Here is a 23,545-nt window from a genome sequence, read left to right on the forward strand (position 1 = left end):
GGATGTTAATTAACTAATTCGTTAACTGATGATCCTGCGCGGCGGCGGCGGTGTCAAGCCGGCGCCGGCATTGCACTGCGCCCCCGGCTTTTGCCATCCTCCCCGCAGTTTTCCCATGATGGAGTTGCGATGCGCCTGGCGCCCTGGTTGATGGCCGGTCTGCTGCTGCCCGTGCTGGCCGCGGCGCAGCCGGCGCGCGCGCCGAAGGCGGCGGCGGCCACACAGGACCCCTTCAGCGAACTGTTCGACACCGCCTGCATGCAGCACATCGGCGCGCCGGCCCGGCTGCAGGCACTGATGGATGCCAACGGCCTGAGCCCGCTGCCGCCGGCCGAGGCCGCCACGCTGTTGCAGGGGCAGGGCGGGGTGGCCTGGATGGTGCCGCTGGCCAGTGGCCGCTATGCGGTCAGCTGGGCCGACGATGGCACCTGCACGGTCTATGCTGAGAAGGCCGAACCGGCGGTGGTGCAGAAGGGCTTCGCACGGCTGATGCAGGCCGCGCCGAAGCCGCTGCAGGTGCGCTCGCTGCCCGGCCGCGGGCCGCTGTCGGCCGACCAGGTGGCGATCCAGTACGGCTGGGCCACGCCTGGGGAAAGCGCATTGCGGGTGCGCTTCCGCCTGGTCACCCGGCAGGCGGCCGAAGCCGGGGTGCAGGCCATGGCCTCGGCCACGCCGGGCGAGGCCATGCGCCAGGACGCAACGCCGCCAGCGGTCGCCAAGTAGCGGTTCAGCCACCCTGGCCCGGATGTGGTATATCGTTTATCGATAAATCCACCGGGCAGGTGATCTGCCCCATGCCGGAGGCTGCTTGACCGCTCGTTCTGCCCGCGCCCGACCTGCGCGCGGTGTATTCACCCTGGCCCAGACCGCCGTGCAGGCGGTGCGGGCAATGTGCTGGCTGGGCATCCTGGCCGCGCTGCTGGCGGTGCCGCTGGTCGCCTACGACCGCCGCTGGCTGATGGATACCGTGCACGACGCCACGGCGGCCGCCCTGCATGGCAACGACCTGTTCCTGCATTTCTGCCTGGGCCTGGGCACCATCGTGGCGCTGTTGGTGCTGTGCCTGGTGTTCCTGCGGCACCTGGCGCGGCTGCTGCGTTCGGCCGCGCGTGAGCGCCCGTTCAACCACGCCAACGCGCTGCGCCTGCACCGCATGGCCTGGTTGATGCTGGCCATGGAAACCCTGTCGATCATCATCGGCATCTACGCCAGCTGGATGGGGCCGGATTTCGCCTGGATGGAAGTGGGCGGTGGCATGTCCATCACCGGCCTGCTGGCGGTGCTGATGCTGTTCGTGCTGGCGCGCGTGTTCGCCGTGGGTGCGGCCATGCGGGACGACCTGGACAGCGTGATCTGATGGGCGCGCATTGATGGCCATCATCATCACCCTGGACCGCATGCTGCAGGCGCGCGGCATGACCCTGTCCGAGCTGGCCGGGCGCATCGACATCACCCTGGCCAACCTGTCCATCCTGAAAACCGGCAAGGCGCGCGCCATCCGCTTTTCCACCCTGGATGCAATCTGCCGCGAGCTGCAGTGCACGCCGGGTGACCTGCTGGGGCACGACCCCAGCCAGGCCCAGCAGGACGACTGAGCGCTGGTGTTTCTTCCCCTACTACTGAACAAACGGAACTGAAATGGAATGGTTGGCTGACCCCTCGATCTGGATGGGCCTTGCAACCCTGATCGTGCTGGAAATCGTGCTGGGCATCGACAACCTGGTGTTCATCGCGATCCTGGCCGACAAGCTGCCCCCGCACCAGCGCGACCGCGCACGGGTGATCGGCCTGGCCCTGGCCCTGCTGATGCGCCTGGTGCTGCTGGCGGCATTGTCATGGATCATGAAGTTGACCGAGCCGCTGCTGGTGCTGTTCGAGCACAGCTTCTCCGGGCGTGACCTGATCCTGCTGGGCGGTGGCCTGTTCCTGCTGTTCAAGGGCACCATGGAACTGCACGAACGGTTGGAGGGCCGCCAGCACCACGACGATGGCAAGAAGGTCTACGCCAGTTTCGCCATGGTGGTGGCGCAGATCGTGGTGCTCGATGCGGTGTTCTCGCTGGATTCGGTGATCACCGCCGTCGGCATGGTCGACAACCTGGGTGTGATGTACGCCGCGGTGACCATCGCCATGGCGCTGATGCTGCTGGCCAGCAAGCCGCTCACCCGCTTCGTCAACAAGCATCCGACAGTGGTGGTGCTGTGCCTGGGCTTCCTGCTGATGATCGGCTTCAGCCTGGTGGCCGAAGGGCTGGGCTACAAGATTCCCAAGGGCTATCTGTACGCGGCCATCGCGTTCTCGATCCTGGTGGAGGCCTTCAACCAGTGGGTGCGTTTCAACCGTGAGCGCAACGAGCGCCGCCAGCCGTTCCGCCAGCGCACCGCCGACGCCGTGCTGCGCATGCTGGGGGCACGCCCGGCCAACGGCCACGACGATGGCCACGGCGAGGAAGAACACGCAGACGAGGAACGCCTGCAGCCGGCCGAGCACGAGATGATCCGCAGCGTGCTGGGCCTGGCCGATCGCCCGGTGTCCAGCGTGATGACCGTGCGCGCCGACGTGCAGTGGATCGACCTGGCCCGTGGCCACGAGGATGTGGTGGCGCGGCTGGTGGCATCGCCGCATACACGACTGCTGGTGGGCGAGGGCGACCTGGACAGCCTGCGGGGCGTGGTGCAGAGCCGCGACCTGCTGGCCGACCTGCTGCAGGGCCGGCCCTTGCAGCTGGAGGCCAACCTGCGCGCGCCGCAGTACGTGCTGTCCAGCGCCAGTGCATTGCAGGCGCTGGAACTGATCCGCCAGCACCCGGTGCCGCTGGCGGTGGCGGTGGACGAGTACGGCAGCGTGGAAGGCCTGGTGACCGCCAATGATCTGCTGGCGGCCATTGCCGGCGATCTGGCTGACACCCAGGACGAACGCTACGGCGTGGTGGCGCAGGGCGAGGACGAATGGGAGGCTGATGGCGCGCTGACCCTGGATGACCTGCAGCGGATGACTGGCGTGGCCCTGCCGCGCAGCGCCGACTACATGACCATCTCCGGCCTGGTGCTGGACCAGCTGGGGCGCCTGCCCGACGTGGGCGACAGCGTGGACGTGGCCGGCTTCCGCATCACCGTGCTGGCCATGGAAACCCGCCGCATCGCCCGCCTGCGCGTGCAAAGGCTGGCCGGCGCCTGACGTAGAGTCGAGCCATGCTCGACTGTTTTTGCCTTTCGTAGAGTCGAGCCATGCTCGACTGTTTTTGCCGCAGCCGAGCATGGCTCGGCTCTACAGGTGAAGCAGCCGGGCATGGGCTCGGCTCTACCCATTGCAACCTCCACCCGTCACCATGGCGGGCCCCACGTTCTGGAATGCCGCAGTGCTGAGTACGATTGGTTTGTTGATGGGCCTGTACGTGGCCTGGCGCCTGTTCTGGCCGCTGCGGCTGCCGCTCTGGGCCAAGGCGCTGGCGTCGCTGTTGCTGGTGGCGCTGGCAGTGCAGCTGCGCATTGTCGCCACCTTCTGGGGCACGATGGCCTCGCCGGAAATTCCCAAGCTGGCGATCGCCGTGCTGGCCACCGGTTCCACCGCCGTGCTGCTGCTGGCGCTGGCCCTGCTGGTGATGGATACGGGCCTGCTGCTGGCCCGCCTGCTGCGCTGGCCGCGCGTAGTGACAGCGCTGCGCGCCCGCATGCTGCGGCCGCTGGCGGCCGGCCTGGCCCTGCTGCTCAGTGGCTACGGTGTCAGCCAGGGCATGGCGGTACCGAAGGTGCGGCAGATCGAAGTGAACATGGCCGGGCTGCCGGCGGCGTTCGACGGCTACCGCGTACTGCAGCTCACCGACATCCACGCCAGCCGCCTGCTGACCGGCGACTGGGTGCGCCGGGTCGTGGCCGAAAGCAATGCGCTGAAGCCGGACCTGATCGTGATCACCGGCGACCTGATCGATGGCACGGTGGCTGCGCGCCGCCATGATTTCCAGCCGCTGGGTGAACTGCAGGCCCCCGACGGAGTGATCGCCATCACCGGCAACCACGAGTACTACGCGCAGTACCGCGAATGGATGCAGGCGTTCCGCGCGCTGCACATGCAGGTGCTGGAAAACAGCCATACCCAGGTGCGTCGTGGCGATGCAGCGATCACCATCGCCGGTGTCACCGATCCGGTCGCGGCCCGCTACGGCCTGCCGCTTCCCGATCTGGACGCCGCGCTGGCCGGTGCCGACCCGGCCGCGCCGGTGATCCTGCTGGACCACCGCCCGCGCAACGCGCGCGAAGCGGCCGAGCGCGGCGTGCAGCTGCAGTTGTCCGGGCATACCCATGGCGGCCAGATCATCGGCATGGACCAGCTGGTGAAGCGCGCCAATGGCGGTTACGTATCCGGCCGCTACGCGGTCAATGACATGACCCTGTACGTCAGCAACGGCGCCGGCCTGTGGGCGGGCTTCCCCGCGCGCATCGGCGTACCCTCGGAGATCACCCTGATCACCCTGCGCCCGCGGTCGGACCCCTTGGCCAAAGGCCAAGGGCTCTGACCCCAATGTTGAGCACACCACGGAAAACATGGCCCGCCCCCGCGCCCCGCTGGAACGACTGATCCGCGCCAACGCCGATGAAATCAATCGGCTGCAGCCACCGCCTATCTCGCCGCGCGGTTGAGTACGGGCATTGGGGTCGGAGCCCCTTCCCTGCGGGAACGGGATCCGACCCCCAGTCCGTCACGCCGCCCGCAACGGGCGCGTACGCGCACTGCGCTTCAGTGACTGCCCACGCTTGGCGATGGCGCGCACCACGAAGGCAGTGAACAGCAGTGCCGACGGCACGGCGTACCAGAAGTTGGCCGGTACGCGCTTGTAGTACGAGTAGGTGAACACCGCGGCGATGATCCACATGCCGGTGGTGTGCAGGCGTCGCCATGCAGTGGGCCCCATGCGCCGGGCGATGCCGCGGTGCGAGGTGATCGCCAGTGCCAGGATCGCCACGTAGCCCACCGTGCCGGGCAGGTTGGCCAGGGCCGAGCGCGCCGGCCAGAACGCCGGGTTCAGAATGCCGAACGTGGTGATCGCCACGGCATGCAGCAGGTGCGAGAACGCGAATGACAGGCCGATGATGCGGCGCTCGCGCAGCAGGAAGTGGGTGGTTGGCCCGGGCAGTAGGCTGGCGAACGATGACGCGGTGAACGCGGCCAGGAACAGCACGAACGAGGTGCGTGCGGTCACCCGGATGGCCGCGCGGCTGCCCTCCACGACGTCGGGTTGCAGAGCGGATGCGGCCATTGCGAAGGCGATCAGCACCACGGCGATGGCCACGAACAGGCGCCAGCCGTGCAGGAAGGAAGGGGTTGAAGCAGCCATGGTCAGACCTCGATGAAGGAAGATGGGAAGCGCGGCCGGTGGCCGCAGGGTTCAGGCGGTGCGCGCTGCGACCAGCACGCCGGTCGCGCACAGGTGGGCGAGCAGCGGTGCGGTGGCGGCCTGCAGTTCGCCGCGGTCGACGCCGTGCGCGTCGGCCAGCGTCTGCAGTGCCTCATCCACGCGCGCACCGTCATTGCCCAATGCGGTCAGCAGGGCGTAGGCCAGCGGTGCCAGCACCTGCGTGTGCAGGCTGAAATCGGCGTGGCGATGCAGCAACAGCAAGGTAGGCGCCGCCTCGGGCCGCGTAGTCAGCGCCTCGTCCTGGTGCACCGGCCACTGATAGCCCAGCACGCGCACGTGTGCGGACAGTGCAAGCGCATGCACGCCCGTTGCGGCCTGTTCGAGCACCTGCCCGGGATCGCGCGCCTCGATATGCAGTGCCTGCTGCGTGCTTTCATAGTGCGCCAGTTCTGCGGCCCAGCCTGGCAGGGCCAGCGTGTCCTGCATCGCCAGCCAGGCGGCGAACTCGCCGGCAATCTGCGGGAACAGCGGGGTATGGCAGGCATGGCGGGCGTAGTAATGCTCGACCATGCCGCGCCAGCGCGGCCCGCCCAGGTGTTGCTGCAGACGTGGCAGGCTGCCGGCCAGCAGACTGTCCAGGCTGTCGATGCACAGACGGCGATAGACCGCCAGCCGCCGCGCGTCGATGCCCGCCGGTGCCGGCATCGACGGGTCACGCACATGCCCGGCCCAACGCTGCTGCAGGGTGGCCAGCGCATCAGCCATGGGACACCTCGGGCTGCAGCACATCGACCTGGGCCTGGCGGATCTGCTCCACCTCGGCCAGCAGCTCGGCCAACGGCGGGAAATTGAAATCGCGCTCCAGCAGCGTGGGGCGCACGCCAACACGCGCATACGCCTCGCGCAGCAGCGCCCACACCACGCCTTTCACCGGCGCGCCATGGGTGTCGATCTTGAAGCCGTCGTCTTCGTCGAAGTGCCCGGCCACATGCAGCGATGCCACGCGGTGGGCCGGTACGCGGGCGAGGAAATCGAAGGCGTCGTAGCTGTTGTTGCAGGCGTTGACGAATACATTGTTCACGTCCAGCAGCAGGTCGCAGTCGGCTTCGCCCAGCACGGCATTGATGAAGTCGATCTCGCTCATGTCCGCGCCCGGCACGGCGTAGTAGGAAATGTTTTCCACCGCGATGCGCCGCCCCAGCACGTCCTGAACCTGGGCGATGCGGCCGGCGACGTGGTGCACCGCTTCGGCAGTGAAGGGCAGCGGCAGCAGGTCGTAGACATGGCCGCCGGCGGCGCAGTAGCTCAGGTGTTCGCTGTACAGCTGTACCTGGTGCAGATCGAGGAAGGCGCGGGTCTGCGCCAGCAGGGTCTGGTCCAGCGGGTCCGGCCCACCCAGCGACAACGACAGGCCATGGCAGGTCAGGCGATGGCGTTCGCTCAACTGGCGCAGCGCGGCACCGTGGGCGCCGCCCACGCCAATCCAGTTGTCCGGCGAGACTTCCAGGAAATCGATGGCATCGGCCGGCATGGCCAGCAGTTCATCGATCAGGCCGCGGCGCAGGCCAAGACCGGCGCTGGCAGAGGGCAGGGGCGTGTGCATGCGCTTATTCCAGGGAAGGGGCGCCGCCATTGCGGCGGCACCGGGTGGGGGGCAATCAGTCGTTGACGCGCGAGAACAGACCCTTCGGCATCGGCTTGCCGTGGGCGGTGTAGACGCTGCGCAGGTAGTCGTGCGCTTCCTGTTCGCTGATGTAGCCGTCGTGGTTGGTGTCGATGCGATCGAACTCGGCGGCGCGCTCGCCGGCCACGGCGTTGAACTCGGCCCGCGACACGCGGCCGTCGTGGTCACGGTCGGTGCGGGCAAACGAGGCATCGCCACACTTGCCTTCACCGCACTGGCCTTCGGCCACCTTGGCCTTGCCGGCGGGCTTGCTGGTGCTGGCCTTGTTGGCCCCGCACTTGCCTTCACCGCACTTGCCTTCGGCGGCGGCACTCACGGCCACGGCACTGATCGCCAGCGGCTGGATCGCAGCGGCCTGGCCGGCCAGCAGCAGGCCACCGGCCAGGGCGATGCCAATGGCGCCGATGCGCGGCAGGCGGGAAGCAGAGGTGTTCTTGGTCGAGACGGACATGGTGGTGACTCCTTGGGATTGCACGCAGGGCGTGCGGGATGGACGCCGCATGGCGCGACGGAAAGCGAAAGGGATGCGCAGTGAGTGCGGTGGATCAGGCGCTGCGGCGACGGCGCAGCGCGTAGGCCAGCAACAGGGCCCCGCCGAGCGCGGCACCGCCGAAACCAATGCCGGGCAGCAGTGCGGCGACGGGCAGCAGCAGGGCGATCAGGCTGACGCCCCAGCCCAGGCCGTCATCGCCAACCGTGGCACGCTGTCGGCCGGCCAGCAGCTGGTCCAGGCTGAGTGCACCGCCGCCGTTGAGGATCAGCGGCAGCAACATGGCCAGGAACAGCAGCGGCAGCTTGAAGTTGCCGTAGCCCTGGTCGGTGATCGCATAGCCCTGCCAGAGTTCGCCCAGGCCGTTCCACTGGTCGGGCCAATGCACGGCGGCAATGGCGACGATGGTCAGCACCCAGAAGATGTAGGCCACCGACCGCGTGGCCAGGCCCAGCAGCAACAGCACCGCACCGACCAGCTCCAGCCAGGTGGCCAACTGCCAGTTCAGCGATGCCGGCAGGGTGGAGAACGGGAACGGGAAGCGCCCGTCCAGATCGGCGAACCAGTTCTGCCCGCCCAGCTTCTCGCGGCCGGATTCGAAGAATTCCCAGGCCAGCAGTGCACGCAGGGCCAGCGGCGAGAGCCAGCGGCCAACGGCATCCAGGCGGGGGGTATAGCGCGAAGCGGCGGTGCTGATCATGGAAGTGTCCTGCGGGCCAGTGGTCGATGGAGGTCATTTCGAGCCACGCAGGTATCGGCAACGTGTGCCGTTGCCCGCGGTTTTGTCAGCCACTGTGGCCGCGGCAGGGGTTTCGTACAGTCCGATACAAAGATGCCGCGCCGCGCGTTCGCCGGGCGTGGCCCGGCGCTATCGGGTGGAAAAGGTTCCGCGCACGTACGCGCGGGGACGCCCCGCGGCCGAATGTATCCCACTGTAGGAACCCGCTACCGCCCTACAGTCCGGTACAACTCCGGCCCGCAGCGAAACAGCGCCGATACACCCGCAGGCGGAAATGGCCACTCCCAACCCTGGAGTGCTCCCATGATCCGCACCACCCTGCTTGCCGCCGCCCTGGCCCTGGCCGGCGCCACCACCCCCTCCTTCGCCGCGCAGGCCGATGCCGGCGCGCCGCCCACCGTCATCCTGGTGCACGGCGCCTTCGCCGATGGCTCCAGCTGGAACAAGGTCATCACCACGCTGCACGACTGGAAGGTACCGGCAGTGGCGGTGCAGAACCCGCTCACGTCGCTGGCCGACGATGTCGCGGCGACCCGTCGTGCGATCGCTGCGGCGCCCGGCAAAGTGGTGCTGGTCGGCCACAGTTGGGGTGGCACGGTCATCACCGAAGCGGGCAACGATCCCAAAGTGCAGGCGCTGGTCTACGTGGCCGCCTTCGCACCCGATGTCGGCCAATCGTCGGCACAGCAGGGCGAGGGGTTCCCGGTGGGCCCGGGCCTGACCCGCCTGCAGGACCGCGATGGTTACCTGAGCCTGCCGGCCGATGCCATCGCCCAGGACTTCGCGCCGGACGTGATGAAAAAGACCGCAGCGCTGCTGTACAGCACCCAGGTGCCGCTGAAGGCCAGCGCCCTTGGCGAAGCCGTCACCACCGCCGCCTGGCGTGGCAAGCCGAGCTGGTACGTGCTCAGCCGCGACGACCGTATGCTGTCGCCGCAGCTGCAGGCCGCCACCGCAAAGCGCATCGGTGCACAGCTGCAGTCGGTCGGCAGCAGCCACGTGTCGCTGCTCTCGCACCCGGCCCAGGTGGCCGACACCATCCTGGAAGCGGCCGGGGTGAAGCCGGCCGAGCTGCCGCTGGCCGAGCAGGGGGGCTGAGCGATGGCCACGCTTCGTGCCTATACCGTGCCGCTGCTGCTGGCCCTGCTCGGCGCTGCCGCGCTGCTGCTGGCCTGGCCCAGCCCCGAAGCCGGTGCACAGACCGCGGAGGCCGCACCCACAGCGGGATTCAGCGGCGGTGGGCCATGGCACAACAGCCCGCCGCTGCGCCTGGAGCAGTTGCGCGGGCAGGTGGTGCTGGTCGAGTTCTGGACCTATGCCTGCAGCAACTGCCTGAACGTGGCGCCCTACGTGCACCAGTGGCACGCACGCTACGCACCGAAGGGCCTGCGCGTGGTGGGCGTGCACACGCCCGAGTTCGCCTACGAGGGACTGCAGGGCAACGTGCGCCACGCCATCGGTCGCCTGGATATCACCTGGCCGGTGGTGCAGGACAACCAGTACCGGATCTGGAACGCATGGGGCAACCGCTTCTGGCCAGCGCTGTACCTGGTCGACCGGCAGGGCCGGGTGGTTTACCGGCACTACGGCGAAGGCGACTACGCACGTACCGAAAGCGAGATCCAGCGCCTGCTGGCCAGCCCCTGAGCCGCGCTACCATGGCCGCGCCGCGCGGCCTTTCCCTGTCTTCATCGAGAACGCCATGAACCACGTACCGCACATTCTTGTCGTCGACGATGACAGCGACATCCGCCAGATGCTGGCCGACTACCTGCAGCGCAACGGCCTGCGGGTCAGCCAGGCCGACGGCGGCCGGGCCATGCGCGCGCTGATGGATACCCACGCGGTGGACCTGGTGGTGCTGGACGTGATGATGCCCGGCGAGGACGGCCTGAGCCTGTGCCGCAACCTGCGTGCGGGCAAGCATCGTGCGGTGCCGGTGGTGCTGCTGACTGCGCGCGATGATGAAACCGATCGCATCATCGGCCTGGAAATGGGCGCCGATGATTACGTGACCAAACCGTTCTCCTCGCGCGAACTGCTGGCGCGCATCAATGCGGTGATCCGCCGCACGCAGATGCTGCCGCCGAACCTGCAGGTGAGCGAAGCGGGGCGCCAGTTGGCCTTCGGCGAATGGCGGCTGGATACCACCGCACGCCATCTGCTGGATGCGCAGGACACCGCTTATCCGCTCAGTGGCGCGGAATTCCGCCTGTTGCGCGTGTTCCTGGACCATGCCAACCGCGTGCTCAGCCGCGACCAGTTGCTCAGCCTTACCCAGGGCCGCGATGCCGAGCTGTTCGACCGTTCCATCGATCTGCTGGTCAGCCGCGTGCGCCAGCGCCTGGGCGACGACGCGCGCGAGCCGACCTACATCAAGACGGTGCGCAGCGAAGGCTATGTGTTCAGCGTACCGGTGCAGTTGCTGGGGCCGCAGGAATGACTGCCCGCACGCGTCGCCTGCGATGGCCACGCACCTTGTCGGCGCGCCTGCTGCTGCTCTTGCTGGGCGGACTGACCCTGGCACACGCATTGTCCTTCGGCCTGTTGTTCTTCGAGCGCTACCAGGCCACCCGCAGCATGATGCTGCGCAACCTGGACGAGGACGTGGCGGTGAGCGTGGCCCTGCTGGAGCACCTGCCGGCCCGTGAGCGCGCGGCCTGGGTGCCGCGGCTGGAGCGTCGCACGTATCGCTACCTGCTGCGCCCGGCGGCCGCGGGGCCGGCGCTGGAAACCGAGCGTGCGCGCCAGGTCACCGCGATCATCGACGACAGTCTGGAACACCGCTATCCCCTGCAGGCGCGCCAGGTTGCGCGCCTGCCGGAGCGCTTCGAAGTGGAGCTGAAGCTGCACGACGGCACGCCGTTGACCATCGAAGTAACCCCTTCGGGACTGCCGCTGGCGCGCTGGCTGCCGGCGGTGCTGCTGCTGCAGCTGGCCCTGTTGCTGGCGTGTGCATGGTTGGCGGTGCGCCTGGCCATGAAGCCGCTGGCGCGTCTGTCGCAGGCGGTTGAACAACTGCAGCCGGGCAGCGATGCCGCACCCCTGGCAGAGGATGGGCCGGCCGAAGTAGGCGCCGCCGCCGCGGCGCTCAATGGCCTGCAGGCGCGTATCCGTGGCCATGTAAGCGAGCGCCTGCAGATCCTGGCGGCCATCTCGCACGATCTGCAGACGCCGATCACGCGGATGAAGCTGCGGGTGGAAACGCTGCCGGAAGATGCCACCCAGCAGCGCCTGTTGGATGACCTGGACCACCTGGGGCAACTGGTGCGCGAAGGCGTGGCCTATGCACGCAGCAGCCACGTGGCCAGCGGCGCGCCAGTGGCGATGGATCTGGGCGCGTTCCTGGCCAGTGTGGTGGGCGACTATGAAGACATGGGCAAGCCGGTTACGGGTGGCGCGCCCGCCGGCCTGACCGTGCAGACCTGGCCGCAGCCGCTGCGGCGGGTGGTCGGCAATCTGGTCGACAACGCAGTGCGCTATGCCGGCAGCGCCGAGATCGAGGCCGGTCGCGATGCGGCGGGCAGGGTGTGGATCGCCGTGTCCGACCGCGGTCCTGGCATTCCCGCGGCCGAGCTGCAGGCGGTACTGGCGCCGTTCCACCGCCTGGAGCAATCGCGCAACCGCGATACCGGCGGCACCGGGCTGGGGTTGGCCATTGCCGTGCAGCTGGCGCAGTCGCTGGGCGGTTCGCTGCAGCTGCGCAACCGCGAGGGCGGCGGCCTGCAGGCGCTGTTGCAGCTGCCGGGGTGAAGCGCAGGGGTCAGATCCGTTTGCCACGGCAAAGGGCTCTGACCCCACAACCGACCCCGGTGCACCGCGCCGTCACTGCGCGCGTGACACCCTGCGGCCATGAATGAAATGACGGCGGCGCGGCAGCGTTCGATGTGGGTGGCTGGCCTGTCCACCGTGGTGGAGTGGTACGACTTCACCCTGTACCTGTACTTCGCCACCGTGCTGTCACGGGTGTTTTTCGGTGGCGGTGAGCAGGCCATGCTGGTCACCCTGGCCGGCTTCGCGGTCTCCTATCTGATGCGTCCGCTGGGCGCATTGTGCTTCGGCCACCTGGGCGATCGTCTTGGCCGGCGCTGGATGCTGCTGGCCTCGATGGCATTGATGGCCGCGGCGATGCTGGCCACCGCACTGCTGCCCACGGCCGCCACCGCAGGCGCTACGGCCGGCGTGCTGTTGCTGATCCTGCGCTGCGTGATGGCGTTTTCGGTAGGCGGCGAATACACCGGCGTGGTGGCCTACCTGCTGGAGAGCGCACCGGCGCGGCGGCGCGGCCTGGTCACCTCGTTGGCGTCGGCCGCCAGTGAGGTCGGTGCGCTGCTGGCGGTGGCCATTTCTGCGGTGACGGTGGCGCTGCTCACGCCCGCGCAGCTCGATGGCTGGGGCTGGCGCATTCCGTTCTTCGTCGGCGCCGCACTGGCGCTGCTCATCCTCATCGCACGCTCGGGCATGCACGAATCCCCTGAATTCGAGCGGCAGCGGCGCGAGGGCAGCATTCCGTCCACGCCGCTGCGCAGCGTACTGCGCCACCATCCCGGCGCAGTGGCGCGCACCTTCGCGATTTCCGCACTCGGTTCGATCACCTACTACGTGGGCATCACCTATGTGCCGGCCTTCCTGCATGCGCAGGGGCACGATGAAGGCGATGCGCTGTGGTTGTCGACAGTGGCCGCAGTGGCGGTCATCGCCATCACGCCGCTGTGCGGACTGCTGTCCGACCGTTTCGGGCGGCGTCCGCTGCTGCTGGTACTCACCGCGCTGGCGGCGCTGCTGCCGCTGTCGATGTTCGGCGCGATGGCGCAGGCCTCGCCGCTGGGCATTGCGCTGGCGGCGGTGGTGCTGGCCTGCGTGGCCGGCGGCGTGAGCGCGGTGGCCGCGCCGGCCACGGCCGAGCAGTTTCCCGGCGAGGGCCGGGTGAGCGGGCTGGCGTTGGGGGTGACCATGGCCACGGCGGTGTTCGGCGGGGCGACACCGTGGCTGGCGCAGTGGTGGGTGGAACGCAGCGGCTGGGCGGCGGCGCCGGGCGCGATGATCGCGCTGGTGGCCGTGCTGGTGTTGCCGGTGCTGTGGACCCTGCCCGAGACAACCCCGGGCAGGGCCAGACGCTAGGCGATCAGACCTTCAGGGTCTGCGCGATATCGTCCAGTACCGCCGCCGCATCCACGCCGATGGCGATGGACTGCAGTACGTGGCCATCCCACACGCTGGGGCCGAAGGCCAGGCCTTCCGGCTTGGGAATGGTCATGCCGCGGGCCACGCCGTCGGTGGCCACGCGCACGCTGGCGCGTTCGAACTGGAACAGCTCCGGGCGGGTCAGCGCGATGCAGGCGCAGCAGTCGTGCACCACCATGCCCTTGTGCCCGGCCTGCAGGTAGAAGTCCACGTAGTCCTGCGACAACGCGCGCACCAGTTCGGCCTCGGCACCGCCGATGGCGGCCAGCTGGTCCAGGCCATCGCGGTCCATTTCCACGCGGGTGGTGACATCCAGGCCAATGGCGGTCACCGGCCACTGCGCGGTGAACACGATGTCGGCCGCTTCGGCGTCGCCCCAGATGTTGGCTTCGGCCGCCGGGGTGATGTTGCCGTTCACATGGAAGGCGCCGCCCATCAGCACCACGCCGCGCACCAGGCCGGCGATATCCGGTGCCTGCTGCAGGGCCAGGGCCAGGTTGGTCATGCGGCCCACCGCCACCAGGGTCACTTCGCCCGGGTGCGCGCGCACCAGGTCGATGATCAGCTGGTGCGCCGGGCGCGCATCGGCGGCCACGTCCAGCGTGGCGGGCACCGGGTGGTTGCCCAGCCCGTTGTGGCCGTGGATGTGCACCGGCCAGGCTTCCGGGGTGGCCTCGGGCTGCAGCGGGCCGCCCGCGCCACGCGCGACCGGGGCGGTAAAGCCCCAGGCCTGCTTCAGGTACAGCGCGTTGTGGGTGGTCGATTCCACCGAGGCGTTGCCGAAGGTGGTGGTCACGCCCACCAGGTCGATCTGCGGGTGCTTGTGCAGGTACAGCAGGGCCAGGGCGTCATCCACGCCCGGGTCGGTATCGAAAATGACTTTCAGCATGTTGTTGTTCTTCTTCTTCCGTGTGGTGCAAGGGGGCCGGCGGACCCACGGGGCCGGGCCGGCGCGCCCTACATTGTCCCATCTTCATGACAGGCAGGGCGAACCGGCCGTCCGGCCGGGGGCATAATGCTGGCAACCCCGCGCAAGGAGCTGCGCCATGCTGGTCGTAACCGTGATCCTGATCGCCCTGGTGCTGGGCCTGAACCTGGTCGCCACGTTCGTGGTGGTGGGCCGCGATGAGCTCTCCGTTGGGGGACGGCTGGTGCAGCTGCTGCTGGTCTGGCTGCTGCCGCTGCTGGGCGCGATCCTGTGCATGGCGGCGTCCACGTCCGATGGCTCCAGCAGCCGGGCCGATGGCAGCGGCGGTGGCAGCTACACTTCCTCGGACAGCGGTTCCTCCGCCAGCTCGGACTGCGGCAGCGACAGCGGCAGCTGCAGTGATTGAGGCGCAGGCATTTTGTAGAGTCGAGCCATGCTCGACTGCCTGTGGCATTTGTAGAGTCGAGCCATGCTCGACTGCCCCGAAAAAGCAGTCGAGCATGGCTCGACTCTACTGAGCAGCGGTCAGCCGTGGATTGTCGTGGCGGGCCACATAACAGCGGTCAGCCGTCGTTCGTCGTGTCGGGCCATACCCGCTCAGCCGCCGCCTTCGGTCGGCAGCGGGGCCGGCACGTTCAGCAGCCCACCACTGGCCACATAGGCGGCCAGCGCCTGGCCCTGGCTGAGCAGGTGGCGTTCCATGGTGCGCTCGGCCGCGGCCGCGTCGCGGCGCCGGAAGCAGTCCATCAGTTCGCGGTGCTCGGCCAGCGACTGTGCGGTGCGCCCCGGGGTCAGCAACTGTCGTCCGCGGTGCATCTTCAGGATGCGGTGCAGATCGTGGGTGATGCGGATCAGCCACGGGTTGCCGGCGTAGTGCTGCACGGTCTCGTGGATGAGGTAGTTGTTGCGGTAGTACTCGGCAATGTTGCCATTGGCGGCCGCCGCTTCCATCGCCGCATGCAGTGCTTCCAGATGCTGCACGCCGGCATCGTCGATGTGCTTGACCGCCTCGTGCGCGCAGCGGCCTTCCAGCATCGCCATCACCGGGAACAGCTGGTTCAGGTCTTCCAGGGTCAGCCGGGTGACCCGCGCGCCGCGGCCGGCATCGATCTGTACCAGGCCTTCGGCGGCCAGCAGTTTCAGCGCCTCGCGCAGCGGCGTGCGGCTTATTCCCAGTTCCTCGCACAGCGCCGGTTCGTCGATCCACTCACCGGGCGGCAGACGGTAATCGTAGATGCGCTCGCGCACATGCTCGGCCACCTCTTCATACAGAGGTGCGCGCTTCTTCGGTGAACGCGGGGCAGGAGCGATGGCCATGGTGGAAAGTGTACTGCCTCCCTGCGTGGAACCCGTAACGCGATACGGCCGACCCGGAAAATGACGGGCAAAATCGACGGAAAAAACCGAAGGGGTAGAGTCGACTGTCAGTCGACTATCGCGCGAAGCGCGGGGTTCTGCGGCATCAATGCGAGAAGCAGTCGACCAACGGTCGACTCTACCCAGCCGAATCCGCCCGGCCGAACCCATCCCGTCGAACCCATCCGGCAGGAGGGCGCCGGAATCGTCCGGCGCCCCTCGCACTCACATCCAGCCCGGTACCACGAACACCAGCCAGGCCAGCAGCGGGCCGAACACCACCACCAGACCGCTGTAGACCAGGAAGCGGCGGAACAGGGTTTCGCGTTCTTCCTTCGCGGCCGAGGCCACCACCAGCGCGCCGTTGGTCGAGAACGGGCTGACATCGACGATGGTGGACGACACTGCCAGCGCGCAGATCACGCCGGCCGCACCCAGGTGGCCCTGCATCAGGAACGGCACCGCCAGCGGAATGGTCGCGCCCAGCACCGCGGCCGACGAAGCGAAGGCCGACACGATGCCGCCCACGTAGCAGACCAGCAGCGCGCCCAGCAGCGGAATGCCGATGCTGGAAACCCCATGGCCGATGAAGTCCACCGCGCCGGCATGTTCGAGCACGCCGATATAGGTCACCACGCCGCAGATAAGCAGCACCGTCGACCAGCTGATGCCATCCACCGCGCCCTTCTGGCTCTGCGGCGACAGCAGCGCCAGCGCCACGGCCACGGTGATCGACACCAGGCCGACGTTGAGGTTGTAGATCAGCGCGGCCACGCCCAGGCCCAGCAGGCCGATCAGGGTGAACAGGCGTTCGCGGGTGAAGCCGACGGCTTCCAGCGCCACCGGATCGTTCGACAGCGTGCCGCCGCCGGCGGCCACCAGTGCGCCATGGCCTTCAATGGCGAACTGCCGCGACGAGGCCTGCGGACCACCGGCCATCGCCAGTTCCGCCGAACCCACGCCGCCGGTGGCAGTGATCGAGCCGCGGCGCAGCAGGGCGATGCCGCCGAACGCCACGAAACAGATGATCGCCATCATGAAGTTGAAGCCCAGGCTGGTCAGGAACACCGCCATTTCGGTCACTTCCAGCCCGGCCTTCTGCACCACGCCGTTGGTGATGCTGCCGTACACGCTGATGGGCGAGAAGCCGCCGGCCTGGGCGCCATGGATCACCAGCAGGCCCATCATCAAGGGATTGATGTTGTACTGCTTGGCAAAGCGCAGCGCGACCGGGCCGATGATCGCCACGGCAGCCGGGCCCAGCGCACCGAAGGCGGTCAGCACGGCGGTGATGACGAACATCACCCACGGAATGGCCACGATATGGCCGCGCACCGCTTTCACTGCCCAATGCACCAGCAGATCGATGGTGCCGTTCTTCTGCGCGATGGCGAACAGGTAGGTAATGCCGACCAGCGTCAGGAACAGGTCGCCGGGGAAGCCGGCAAGCACTTCCTTGCCGCCCATGTCGACCCACAGGCCACCGATGATGAAGGCCAGCGCGAAGGCCACGGCGCCCATGTTGATCGGCATGGCGGTGGCGACGATGAACATGATCACCAGGCCGATGATCGTTGCGATTTGTGGACTCATGCGCCCTCCCAGACACGTGACTCGCGGTACAGCTCGGATGGAGACCCGCCATCCCGGGGTAAGGCGTCGTACTGCATGCTGCGTGCTACGTACTGCTCGAACCCGTTACTGCTGCCGGTCCAGCGCGTTGCGGACCCATGCCGCTGCGCCGCCCAGGCCCTGGAACTCTTCCACCGCGCGCACCTGGCAGCACGGGTAGGACGCGGCCACCATGCGCGCCAGCGCGGTGCCCGGGCCCAGCTGCAGGAATACCCTCGCGCCACGCTCGAAGGCCTGGCGCATCACCTGTGCCCATTCGATGGTCTGTGCCAGCTGTGCCGACAAGGTGTGGATCACCTCCGCGCGATCACGCACGGGGCGCGCATCGATGCCGGCCAGCACCGGTACCGCCGGCGCGCGCACCGACGCCGCCTCCAGCGCTGCGGCGAACGGTGCAACAGCGGTCGCAAGCAGCGGCGTATGCGCGGCCACGTGCACCGGCAGCACGCGCACCTCTGCACCCTGCGCGCGCGCGACAGCGGCCAGAGTGTGCAGTGACGCCTGCGTGCCGCCCACGACGAAGTGATCGGCGCCGTTGGCGATGGCGATGTGCACGGCGTGCGCATCGCACAGCGCCTGCAGTGTTTGCCGCTGCAAGCCCAGCACCGCCAGCAGGCCGCTGTCGGCCGGGCTGGCAGCGTCCATCAGCTGCGCGCGGCGGGCCGCCAGCTGCAGGCATGCGCGGGCATCCAGGCTGTCAGCCACCGCATGCGCGGCCAGCTCGCCGATGCTGTAGCCGGCCACCAGCACCGGTGCCGGCAGCGCATCGCGCAGGCCCTGCCAGTGCGCCAGCGTGGCCGCGCACAGCAGCGGCTGCGCCAGTGCGTTGTCGAAGCGTGCCTCATCGGCGGCGGCCGCAACGACATCGCGGCCCAGCACCGCCTGCGCGGCATCCAGCACATCACCCGCGGCAGGCAGGTCGCGCACGCGATCGAACATCGCCGCGTGCTGCGCGCCTTGTCCGGGGCAGAGCAGGGCCAGGCTCATGCGCCCTCCTGCTGCAGCAGGAACCAGCTGCAGGCCAGCAGATCGGCACTGCCACCGGGGCTGAGGCGACGCGCCACGAAACCCTCGCCGATGCGGTGCAGGCGTGCCTGCCAGCCAGCGGCGAACGCACCGCCGCCGTCAACAAAACCGCGTGCCTGCTGCTGCGCCCAGGCCAGGCCATCGGCACCGCCGCGGTGCAGCAGGTTCAGGTCATCCACGCGTGCAACCAGCTGCATCAGGGTCTGGCACAGCGCTGCATCGCGCGGCAGCCCCGCGTGCAGGGCGTGGCGCAGGGTGGGCACGGCCAGCTCGCGCAGCACGGGGTAACCGGCGGCGGCCTGTTCGCGCACGCCCGGCACGCCATGGTGTCGGCGCGCGCGCTGGCCGGGGCTGTTCGAATCCAGTGGCGCGGCGGCGAAGTCATCCGCCCAGTGCTGTACCGCCAGGCACACCTGCGCAGCGGGCACGCCGTGGCCGTGCTGGCGGCGGCAGCGTGCAGCAGCGGCCACCAGCAGCCCAAGGCTGAAGATGGCACCGCGATGGGTGTTGATGCCGCCGGTGGCGCACAGCATGGCCGCTTCCGCGCCGATGCCCAGCGTGCGCAAACGTGCAAACGGCGCGTCGGTCGCGCCCGCGCGGGCAATGTCGGTGAAGTAATGGCGCAGCGCGAACAGGCTGCGCAGGAACGTGCCGGCATCCATGTCGTCATGGCTGCCGGTGCTGAAGGGGGTCACCAGGCCCGGCTTGGGCGCGCACGCCAGTTCGGCGTGCAGGCTGGCGATGGCCAGGCGGCCCAGGCGCGCGCTGTCGACATCGCGCGCAGCAGGTGGCAGCACGTGAGCCAGGGCGCTCATGCGGCCACTCCGGTGGCAACGAACAGGCGCTCGCGCGGTTCCAGTGCGGCGCCGTGCAGGCGCTTGACCAGTACCTGGCGGCTGCCACCGGCGTACTCGCGCCAGTTCACTGCGCCGCCGTCGGCCAGGCACAGTTCGCCATCCACCCGGCGCCCCTGTGCACGTTCCCAGGCCTGCAGGCGATCGACCAGGGCCTCGGCCTCCGCGCTCACAGCCACCTGCCACAGCAGGTCGATGTCCGAGCCGGCATGCACGTAGGGTAGGCCGCTCAGATGCTGCCAGGCAAAGGCGCCGAACACGCGTGCCGGTGCAATCCGGGCCAGCGCCAGCAGTGCGTCTTTCCACTCGGCGGGAACGCCGGCGGCCAGAACCTCATCCAGCGCAGGCGGGGCCTGCATGCGCTGCACGTCCTGCAGCGGTACGCGCAGCGCCAGCCGTTGTTTGCCCTCGCTGGGCGGCAGCGGCACGCCCAGCCGCAGCCGCGGGTCGGGATCGTCCACCGCACGCCGCGCCACCATCGCCGGCAGCCCCAACGCGAACCACGCCGCCAGGCGCGGCTCGCACGCGGCGACGTCGGCCCGCCAATCGGCGTGCGCCGACAGCCAGACCAGCGTGTGGCGGGCGGGCCGGTCAGGCATCGCCGCGGGCCACCGCAATGGATACCTCAGCGGCCAGTGCACGGCCGCCACGCTGCGCACCCAGCGCTGCGCGCCGGTCGCCGTCGGCGGGGGTACGCAGGGCCTGCAGCAGGTGCTGGGCCAGCTCACCGTCCCACAGCGATTCGACGGCGCCCATCGCCACATAGTTGCCCACGCCGGGTGCGAACACCGGCGAGCTCTGGCTGAGCGCCTGCAGTTTTTCCAGCGGCTGCTTGGTCACCCGCGCCATCGCGCGCAGGTCCATCACCCGCACCTGCGCGTCGGGCAGGGCATGGATGTGATCGGCCATCAGGCCGAAGGAGAGGAACCCGCCGCTGACTGATTCACCGTAGACCAGGGTCACCAGGCGCGCACCGCGCCGGCGTGCCAGGTCCAGCGTCTGCGCCAGGTGGGCGAAGTAGCCGTTGATGCCCAGCATTTCATCGCGACGCGCCAGGCGCTGGCCAGCGGTATCGGCCAGCATCACGATCGGCCGCTGCGGGTGGGCGGCGGTGCTGGCCAGCACCGTATCGGCCAGCGCCAGCGCGTGGTCAACGCCCACTTCGATGCGGTCGGTGGTGCCGATCACGGTCACCTCGCCATCGTCGGTGGTGGCGCTGCCCGCGAGCACCGAAGCGGTCACGGCAACGGCATGGCCGCGCGGGAACAGGGCATCCAGCAGGGTGTTCAGCGGCGGGGTCATGGCAGTCTCCGCTGGGCGGTGGCGGCAAGGAAGTCGGCGGTGTCCAGCAGCGGCAGACGCTCGGGTTCGGCAATGCCCTGCAGGGCCCAGATCTGCAGGCCATCGTTGCACTCGCCCCACGCCTGCACGCGCGCCTTCAATGCGGCGTGGCGTGCCTGCAGGGCGCTCAACGCGGTGTCGGTGTCGGCGCTCATGGTGTCAGCCTGCAGCGCATCCACGGCGGCCTGCGCGAAGGCCTGCAGGGAATCGGGTACCAGCACCTGGGCCTGGTCGATCAGGTAACGGTGCTTGCCGCCGGTCACCCGCCATACCAGGGCGCGGTCGCGTGCATCGAACTCTTCCACGCCGCGTACGGTTTCGATCACTTCCGGTCCGGACAGCGACAAGCGGCCTTCTTCGGACATGACCACGGTCGTGCAGCAGCGGGCGACGATGCCCATGCCGCCGAACGCGCCGTTGCCGCTGCCGATCAGGGCCACGACCGGAACGCCTGCGGCACGCGCGTCCAGGGTGGCGCGCATGATCTCGGAAATGGCGATCAGCCCGGCGTTGGCTTCGTGCAGGCGCACGCCACCGGTATCGAGCAGCAGCAACACGCCGTCCGGGCGCGTCTGCGCTGCTCGGTGCAGCAGTCCGGTCAGCTTGGCACCGTGGACTTCGCCCACGCCGCCGCCCATGAACTCGCCCTGCTGCGCGGCCAGCAGCACGCGCTTGCCCTGCAGCGTGGCTTCGCCCACCACGATGCCGTCGTCGAAGGCGGCCGGCTGGTCGAGCTGGGCCAGGTGCGGGCTCATCACTCGCCGGGTAGGGCCCAGGAATTCGTGGAAGGAGCCGGCATCGACCAGGCCGGCGATGCGGCCGCGTGCGTCGGCTTCGTAATAGCTGTGGCGTTGCAACGGGATCATGGCGCGCCTCCGCCCAGCAGAGTTTCCACTGCCTGGTCCAGGCGCAGGCTGACCACCGCAGGGGTCGCGCCGGCGTCATTGATCGATACCCGCACGTCGCGCAGCGGATGGCGCTGGGCGAAATCAGCGATCACCGCCTGCCAGATGGTGCCGAAGCCCTGCGCTGCGGTGATGACGCGCACGGTCAGCGCGCCGTCCTGCGCTGCCGGCTCCAGCAGGATTTCCAGATTGCCCGAGGCCAGGACGCCCACCAGCACCGCATCGTGCGGGAACTGCACCGGCCGGCTGCCGTCGAATCGATAGTCGAGGGTTTCCATGCTCTGTCCCTTACCAGTTGCGGAAGCGCTTGGGCGGGTCGTACAGGCCGCCGGACCAGCGCACCAGGTCCTTCACCGAACGCGCGGCCAACAGGTCGCGGCTGGCATCGCGCACGTTGATGCCCAGGTCATCCGGGCGCTGGATCACGCCGCGGTCGCGCAGGTTTTCCACCATCGCGCGGTCGCGGCCCAGGCCCACCGCGGTGTAGCCGGCCACGCCGCGGATCGCCTGTTCGCGTTCCTCCGGCGTGCGGCACAGCAGCAGGTTGGCAATGCCTTCTTCGGTCAGCACGTGGCTGACATCGTCGCCGTAGATCATCACTGGCGGCAGCGGCATCTGCGCGCGCTCGGCCAGCTCCCAGGCATCCAGGCGGTCGACGAAGGCCGGCGCCATGTGTTCGCGGAAAGTTTCCACCATCTGCACCACCAGCTTGCGACCGCGCGGCATTTCGCCGGGCCGCGCGGCCTGCTGGCCGGCCTTGATCCAGGCATCGCTGGCATGGCGGCGGCCACGTGCATCCGACCCCATGTTCGGTGCGCCACCGAAGCCGGCAATGCGATCGCGGGTGGCGGTGGAACTGTTGCCCTGCAGGTCGACCTGCAGGGTCGAACCGATGAACATGTCACACGCGTACAGGCCGGCGGTCTGCGAGAACGCGCGGTTGGAGCGCATCGAACCGTCGGCACCGGTGAAGAACACATCGCCGCGTGCCGCGATGTACTTCTCCATGCCCAGTTCCGAACCGAACGAATGCACCGATTTGACGAAGCCCGATTCAATGGCCGGAATCAGTGCCGGGTGCGGGTTCAGCGCCCAGTGCTGGCAGATCTTCCCCTTCAGTCCGAGCGATTCGGCGTAGGTGGGCAGCAGCAGTTCGATGGCCGCGGTGTCGAAGCCGATGCCATGGTTGAGGCGGTTGACGCCGTACTCGGCGTAGATGCCTTTGATGGCCATCATCGCCATCAGCACCTGGATCTCGGAGATCTGCGCCGGGTCGCGGGTGAACAGCGGTTCGATGTGGTTCGGGCGCGGCGCCTGCACCACGAAGTTGACCCAGTCAGCGGGGATATCGACGCGGGGGAGGGTGTCGACGATTTCGTTGACCTGGGCGATGACGATGCCGCCGCCGAAGGCGGTGGCCTCGACGATCACCGAGGTGTCTTCGGTGTTCGGGCCGGTATAGAGGTTGCCGTGGCGGTCGGCGGCCTGCGCGGCCACCAGGGCCACGCGCGGGGTCAGGTCGATGAAGTAGCGGCCGAATAGTTCCAGGTAGGTGTGGATGGCACCGATCTGGATGCGCCCTTCGGCCACCAGGTTGGCCAGGCGCACCGATTGCGGGCCGGAGAACGAGAAGTCCAGTTTCGAGGCGATGCCGCGCTCGAACACATCCAGGTGTGAGGGCAGGGACAGCACCGACTGCACCATGTGCAGGTCGTGCACCCGCGCCGGGTCGAGGTCGGCCAGCGCCTGGGCCAGGAAATCGGCCTGCTTCTGGTTGTTGCCTTCCAGGCAGACCTTGTCGCCCGGTTCCAGCAGGGCATGCAGCAGGTCGGCGACGTCGGTGGCGGCGACCTGGCGGCCCCGTGCCCAGGGCGCGGCCCGTTCCAGGCGGGCCTGGCGGCTGCGTTGCAACGTGTCCCAGCTCGGGTTCATCGACCGGCTTCCGATTGGCGTTGAGATAATTACGCCATAATTACGGAGTGGTGTGCAACTCGCAGTGCAGCAAAAAAGGAAGGGCCCGCGCGCAGGCGGGCCCATTCAGGTCGTGGCGCTG

General features: G+C 68.7%; 26 protein-coding genes. 11 read left to right on the forward strand and 15 right to left on the reverse strand.

The window, feature by feature from the left end:
• Positions 1-129: 129 nt before the first annotated feature.
• From C1922_RS05720 to C1922_RS05740, 5 genes are all read left to right on the forward strand, one after another.
• Positions 130-723 carry a hypothetical protein gene (locus C1922_RS05720; protein ID WP_108748881.1) on the forward strand — a complete coding sequence of 198 codons (594 nt, stop codon included), beginning with the start codon at positions 130-132 and terminating at the stop codon, positions 721-723.
• A 166-nt stretch (positions 724-889) separates the two neighbouring features.
• Positions 890-1,357: a DUF2975 domain-containing protein gene (locus tag C1922_RS05725; RefSeq protein ID WP_108748882.1), complete on the forward strand. Its 468-nt coding sequence runs from the start codon at positions 890-892 to the stop codon at positions 1,355-1,357.
• 13 nt (positions 1,358-1,370) lie between these two features.
• The gene (locus tag C1922_RS05730; RefSeq protein WP_108748883.1) at positions 1,371-1,595 is read left to right on the forward strand and encodes a helix-turn-helix transcriptional regulator; all 225 of its coding nucleotides are present in this window, start codon (positions 1,371-1,373) and stop codon (positions 1,593-1,595) included.
• A 43-nt stretch (positions 1,596-1,638) separates the two neighbouring features.
• The gene (locus tag C1922_RS05735) at positions 1,639-3,177 is read left to right on the forward strand and encodes a TerC family protein (RefSeq protein ID WP_108748884.1); all 1,539 of its coding nucleotides are present in this window, start codon (positions 1,639-1,641) and stop codon (positions 3,175-3,177) included.
• A gap of 151 nt (positions 3,178-3,328) precedes the next feature.
• The gene (locus tag C1922_RS05740) at positions 3,329-4,513 is read left to right on the forward strand and encodes a metallophosphoesterase (RefSeq protein ID WP_108748885.1); all 1,185 of its coding nucleotides are present in this window, start codon (positions 3,329-3,331) and stop codon (positions 4,511-4,513) included.
• Positions 4,514-4,696: 183 nt separating this feature from the next.
• Here the strand turns inward: C1922_RS05740 and C1922_RS05745 are convergent, their stop codons facing one another.
• From C1922_RS05745 to C1922_RS05765, 5 genes are all read right to left on the reverse strand, one after another.
• Entirely contained in the window at positions 4,697-5,332 is a 636-nt protein-coding gene (locus C1922_RS05745) for a ferric reductase-like transmembrane domain-containing protein (protein WP_108748886.1), read from the reverse strand.
• A 51-nt stretch (positions 5,333-5,383) separates the two neighbouring features.
• Entirely contained in the window at positions 5,384-6,118 is a 735-nt protein-coding gene (locus C1922_RS05750; protein WP_108748887.1) for a putative DNA-binding domain-containing protein, read from the reverse strand.
• The gene (locus tag C1922_RS05755) at positions 6,111-6,956 is read right to left on the reverse strand and encodes a DUF692 domain-containing protein (protein ID WP_108748888.1); all 846 of its coding nucleotides are present in this window, start codon (positions 6,954-6,956) and stop codon (positions 6,111-6,113) included. The genes C1922_RS05750 and C1922_RS05755 overlap by 8 nt, the downstream gene beginning before the upstream one ends.
• Before the next feature lie 55 nt (positions 6,957-7,011).
• A complete protein-coding gene (locus tag C1922_RS05760) occupies positions 7,012-7,488 on the reverse strand; it encodes an EF-hand domain-containing protein (RefSeq protein WP_108748889.1) in 477 nt (158 codons plus the stop codon).
• Between the two features lie 94 nt (positions 7,489-7,582).
• On the reverse strand, positions 7,583-8,227 hold the full coding sequence (locus tag C1922_RS05765) for a DoxX family protein (protein WP_108748890.1): 645 nt from the start codon (positions 8,225-8,227) through the stop codon (positions 7,583-7,585).
• A gap of 342 nt (positions 8,228-8,569) precedes the next feature.
• Here C1922_RS05765 and C1922_RS05770 point away from each other — a divergent pair, with 342 nt between their 5' ends.
• The 5 genes from C1922_RS05770 to C1922_RS05790 all read left to right on the forward strand — a co-directional run bounded on the left by C1922_RS05770 (position 8,570) and on the right by C1922_RS05790 (position 13,387).
• Positions 8,570-9,364: an alpha/beta hydrolase gene (locus C1922_RS05770; protein ID WP_108748891.1), complete on the forward strand. Its 795-nt coding sequence runs from the start codon at positions 8,570-8,572 to the stop codon at positions 9,362-9,364.
• A 3-nt stretch (positions 9,365-9,367) separates the two neighbouring features.
• The gene (locus C1922_RS05775; protein ID WP_108748892.1) at positions 9,368-9,913 is read left to right on the forward strand and encodes a redoxin family protein; all 546 of its coding nucleotides are present in this window, start codon (positions 9,368-9,370) and stop codon (positions 9,911-9,913) included.
• A gap of 55 nt (positions 9,914-9,968) precedes the next feature.
• Positions 9,969-10,709 carry a response regulator gene (locus C1922_RS05780; RefSeq protein WP_108748893.1) on the forward strand — a complete coding sequence of 247 codons (741 nt, stop codon included), beginning with the start codon at positions 9,969-9,971 and terminating at the stop codon, positions 10,707-10,709.
• On the forward strand, positions 10,706-12,019 hold the full coding sequence (locus tag C1922_RS05785) for a HAMP domain-containing sensor histidine kinase (RefSeq protein ID WP_108748894.1): 1,314 nt from the start codon (positions 10,706-10,708) through the stop codon (positions 12,017-12,019). Before C1922_RS05780 ends, C1922_RS05785 begins: the two co-directional genes overlap by 4 nt.
• Before the next feature lie 108 nt (positions 12,020-12,127).
• Positions 12,128-13,387 (forward strand): MFS transporter, encoded by a 1,260-nt coding sequence (locus C1922_RS05790; protein WP_108748895.1) that lies wholly within the window; start codon positions 12,128-12,130, stop codon positions 13,385-13,387.
• A 4-nt stretch (positions 13,388-13,391) separates the two neighbouring features.
• Here the strand turns inward: C1922_RS05790 and C1922_RS05795 are convergent, their stop codons facing one another.
• A complete protein-coding gene (locus C1922_RS05795; protein WP_108748896.1) occupies positions 13,392-14,339 on the reverse strand; it encodes a nucleoside hydrolase in 948 nt (315 codons plus the stop codon).
• Positions 14,340-14,496: 157 nt separating this feature from the next.
• Between C1922_RS05795 and C1922_RS05800 the strand changes: the two genes are divergently transcribed.
• Complete coding sequence (locus C1922_RS05800) at positions 14,497-14,784, forward strand: hypothetical protein (RefSeq protein WP_108748897.1); 288 nt, start codon at positions 14,497-14,499, stop codon at positions 14,782-14,784.
• A gap of 191 nt (positions 14,785-14,975) precedes the next feature.
• Here C1922_RS05800 and C1922_RS05805 read toward each other — a convergent pair whose 3' ends face one another.
• The 9 genes from C1922_RS05805 to mdcA all read right to left on the reverse strand — a co-directional run bounded on the left by C1922_RS05805 (position 14,976) and on the right by mdcA (position 23,424).
• A complete protein-coding gene (locus C1922_RS05805) occupies positions 14,976-15,695 on the reverse strand; it encodes a GntR family transcriptional regulator (protein ID WP_108748898.1) in 720 nt (239 codons plus the stop codon).
• A gap of 264 nt (positions 15,696-15,959) precedes the next feature.
• Positions 15,960-17,327 (reverse strand): SLC13 family permease, encoded by a 1,368-nt coding sequence (locus C1922_RS05810; protein ID WP_108748899.1) that lies wholly within the window; start codon positions 17,325-17,327, stop codon positions 15,960-15,962.
• A gap of 105 nt (positions 17,328-17,432) precedes the next feature.
• Complete coding sequence (mdcH, locus tag C1922_RS05815; RefSeq protein ID WP_108748900.1) at positions 17,433-18,353, reverse strand: malonate decarboxylase subunit epsilon; 921 nt, start codon at positions 18,351-18,353, stop codon at positions 17,433-17,435.
• Positions 18,350-19,207 (reverse strand): triphosphoribosyl-dephospho-CoA synthase MdcB, encoded by an 858-nt coding sequence (gene mdcB, locus C1922_RS05820; protein ID WP_108748901.1) that lies wholly within the window; start codon positions 19,205-19,207, stop codon positions 18,350-18,352. The genes mdcH and mdcB overlap by 4 nt, the downstream gene beginning before the upstream one ends.
• A complete protein-coding gene (gene mdcG, locus C1922_RS05825) occupies positions 19,204-19,845 on the reverse strand; it encodes a malonate decarboxylase holo-[acyl-carrier-protein] synthase (RefSeq protein ID WP_108748902.1) in 642 nt (213 codons plus the stop codon). The genes mdcB and mdcG overlap by 4 nt, the downstream gene beginning before the upstream one ends.
• On the reverse strand, positions 19,838-20,548 hold the full coding sequence (gene mdcE / locus C1922_RS05830; RefSeq protein WP_108748903.1) for a biotin-independent malonate decarboxylase subunit gamma: 711 nt from the start codon (positions 20,546-20,548) through the stop codon (positions 19,838-19,840). Before mdcE ends, mdcG begins: the two co-directional genes overlap by 8 nt.
• Positions 20,545-21,453: a biotin-independent malonate decarboxylase subunit beta gene (locus C1922_RS05835; protein WP_108748904.1), complete on the reverse strand. Its 909-nt coding sequence runs from the start codon at positions 21,451-21,453 to the stop codon at positions 20,545-20,547. The genes mdcE and C1922_RS05835 overlap by 4 nt, the downstream gene beginning before the upstream one ends.
• Complete coding sequence (mdcC, locus tag C1922_RS05840; RefSeq protein ID WP_108748905.1) at positions 21,450-21,770, reverse strand: malonate decarboxylase acyl carrier protein; 321 nt, start codon at positions 21,768-21,770, stop codon at positions 21,450-21,452. Before mdcC ends, C1922_RS05835 begins: the two co-directional genes overlap by 4 nt.
• Positions 21,771-21,780: 10 nt before the next feature.
• Positions 21,781-23,424, reverse strand: a complete 1,644-nt coding sequence (mdcA, locus tag C1922_RS05845; protein ID WP_108748906.1) for a malonate decarboxylase subunit alpha — start codon at positions 23,422-23,424, stop codon at positions 21,781-21,783.
• Positions 23,425-23,545: the final 121 nt, after the last annotated feature.

The organism is Stenotrophomonas sp. ZAC14D2_NAIMI4_7, assembly GCF_003086675.1.
Lineage (GTDB): Bacteria > Pseudomonadota > Gammaproteobacteria > Xanthomonadales > Xanthomonadaceae > Stenotrophomonas.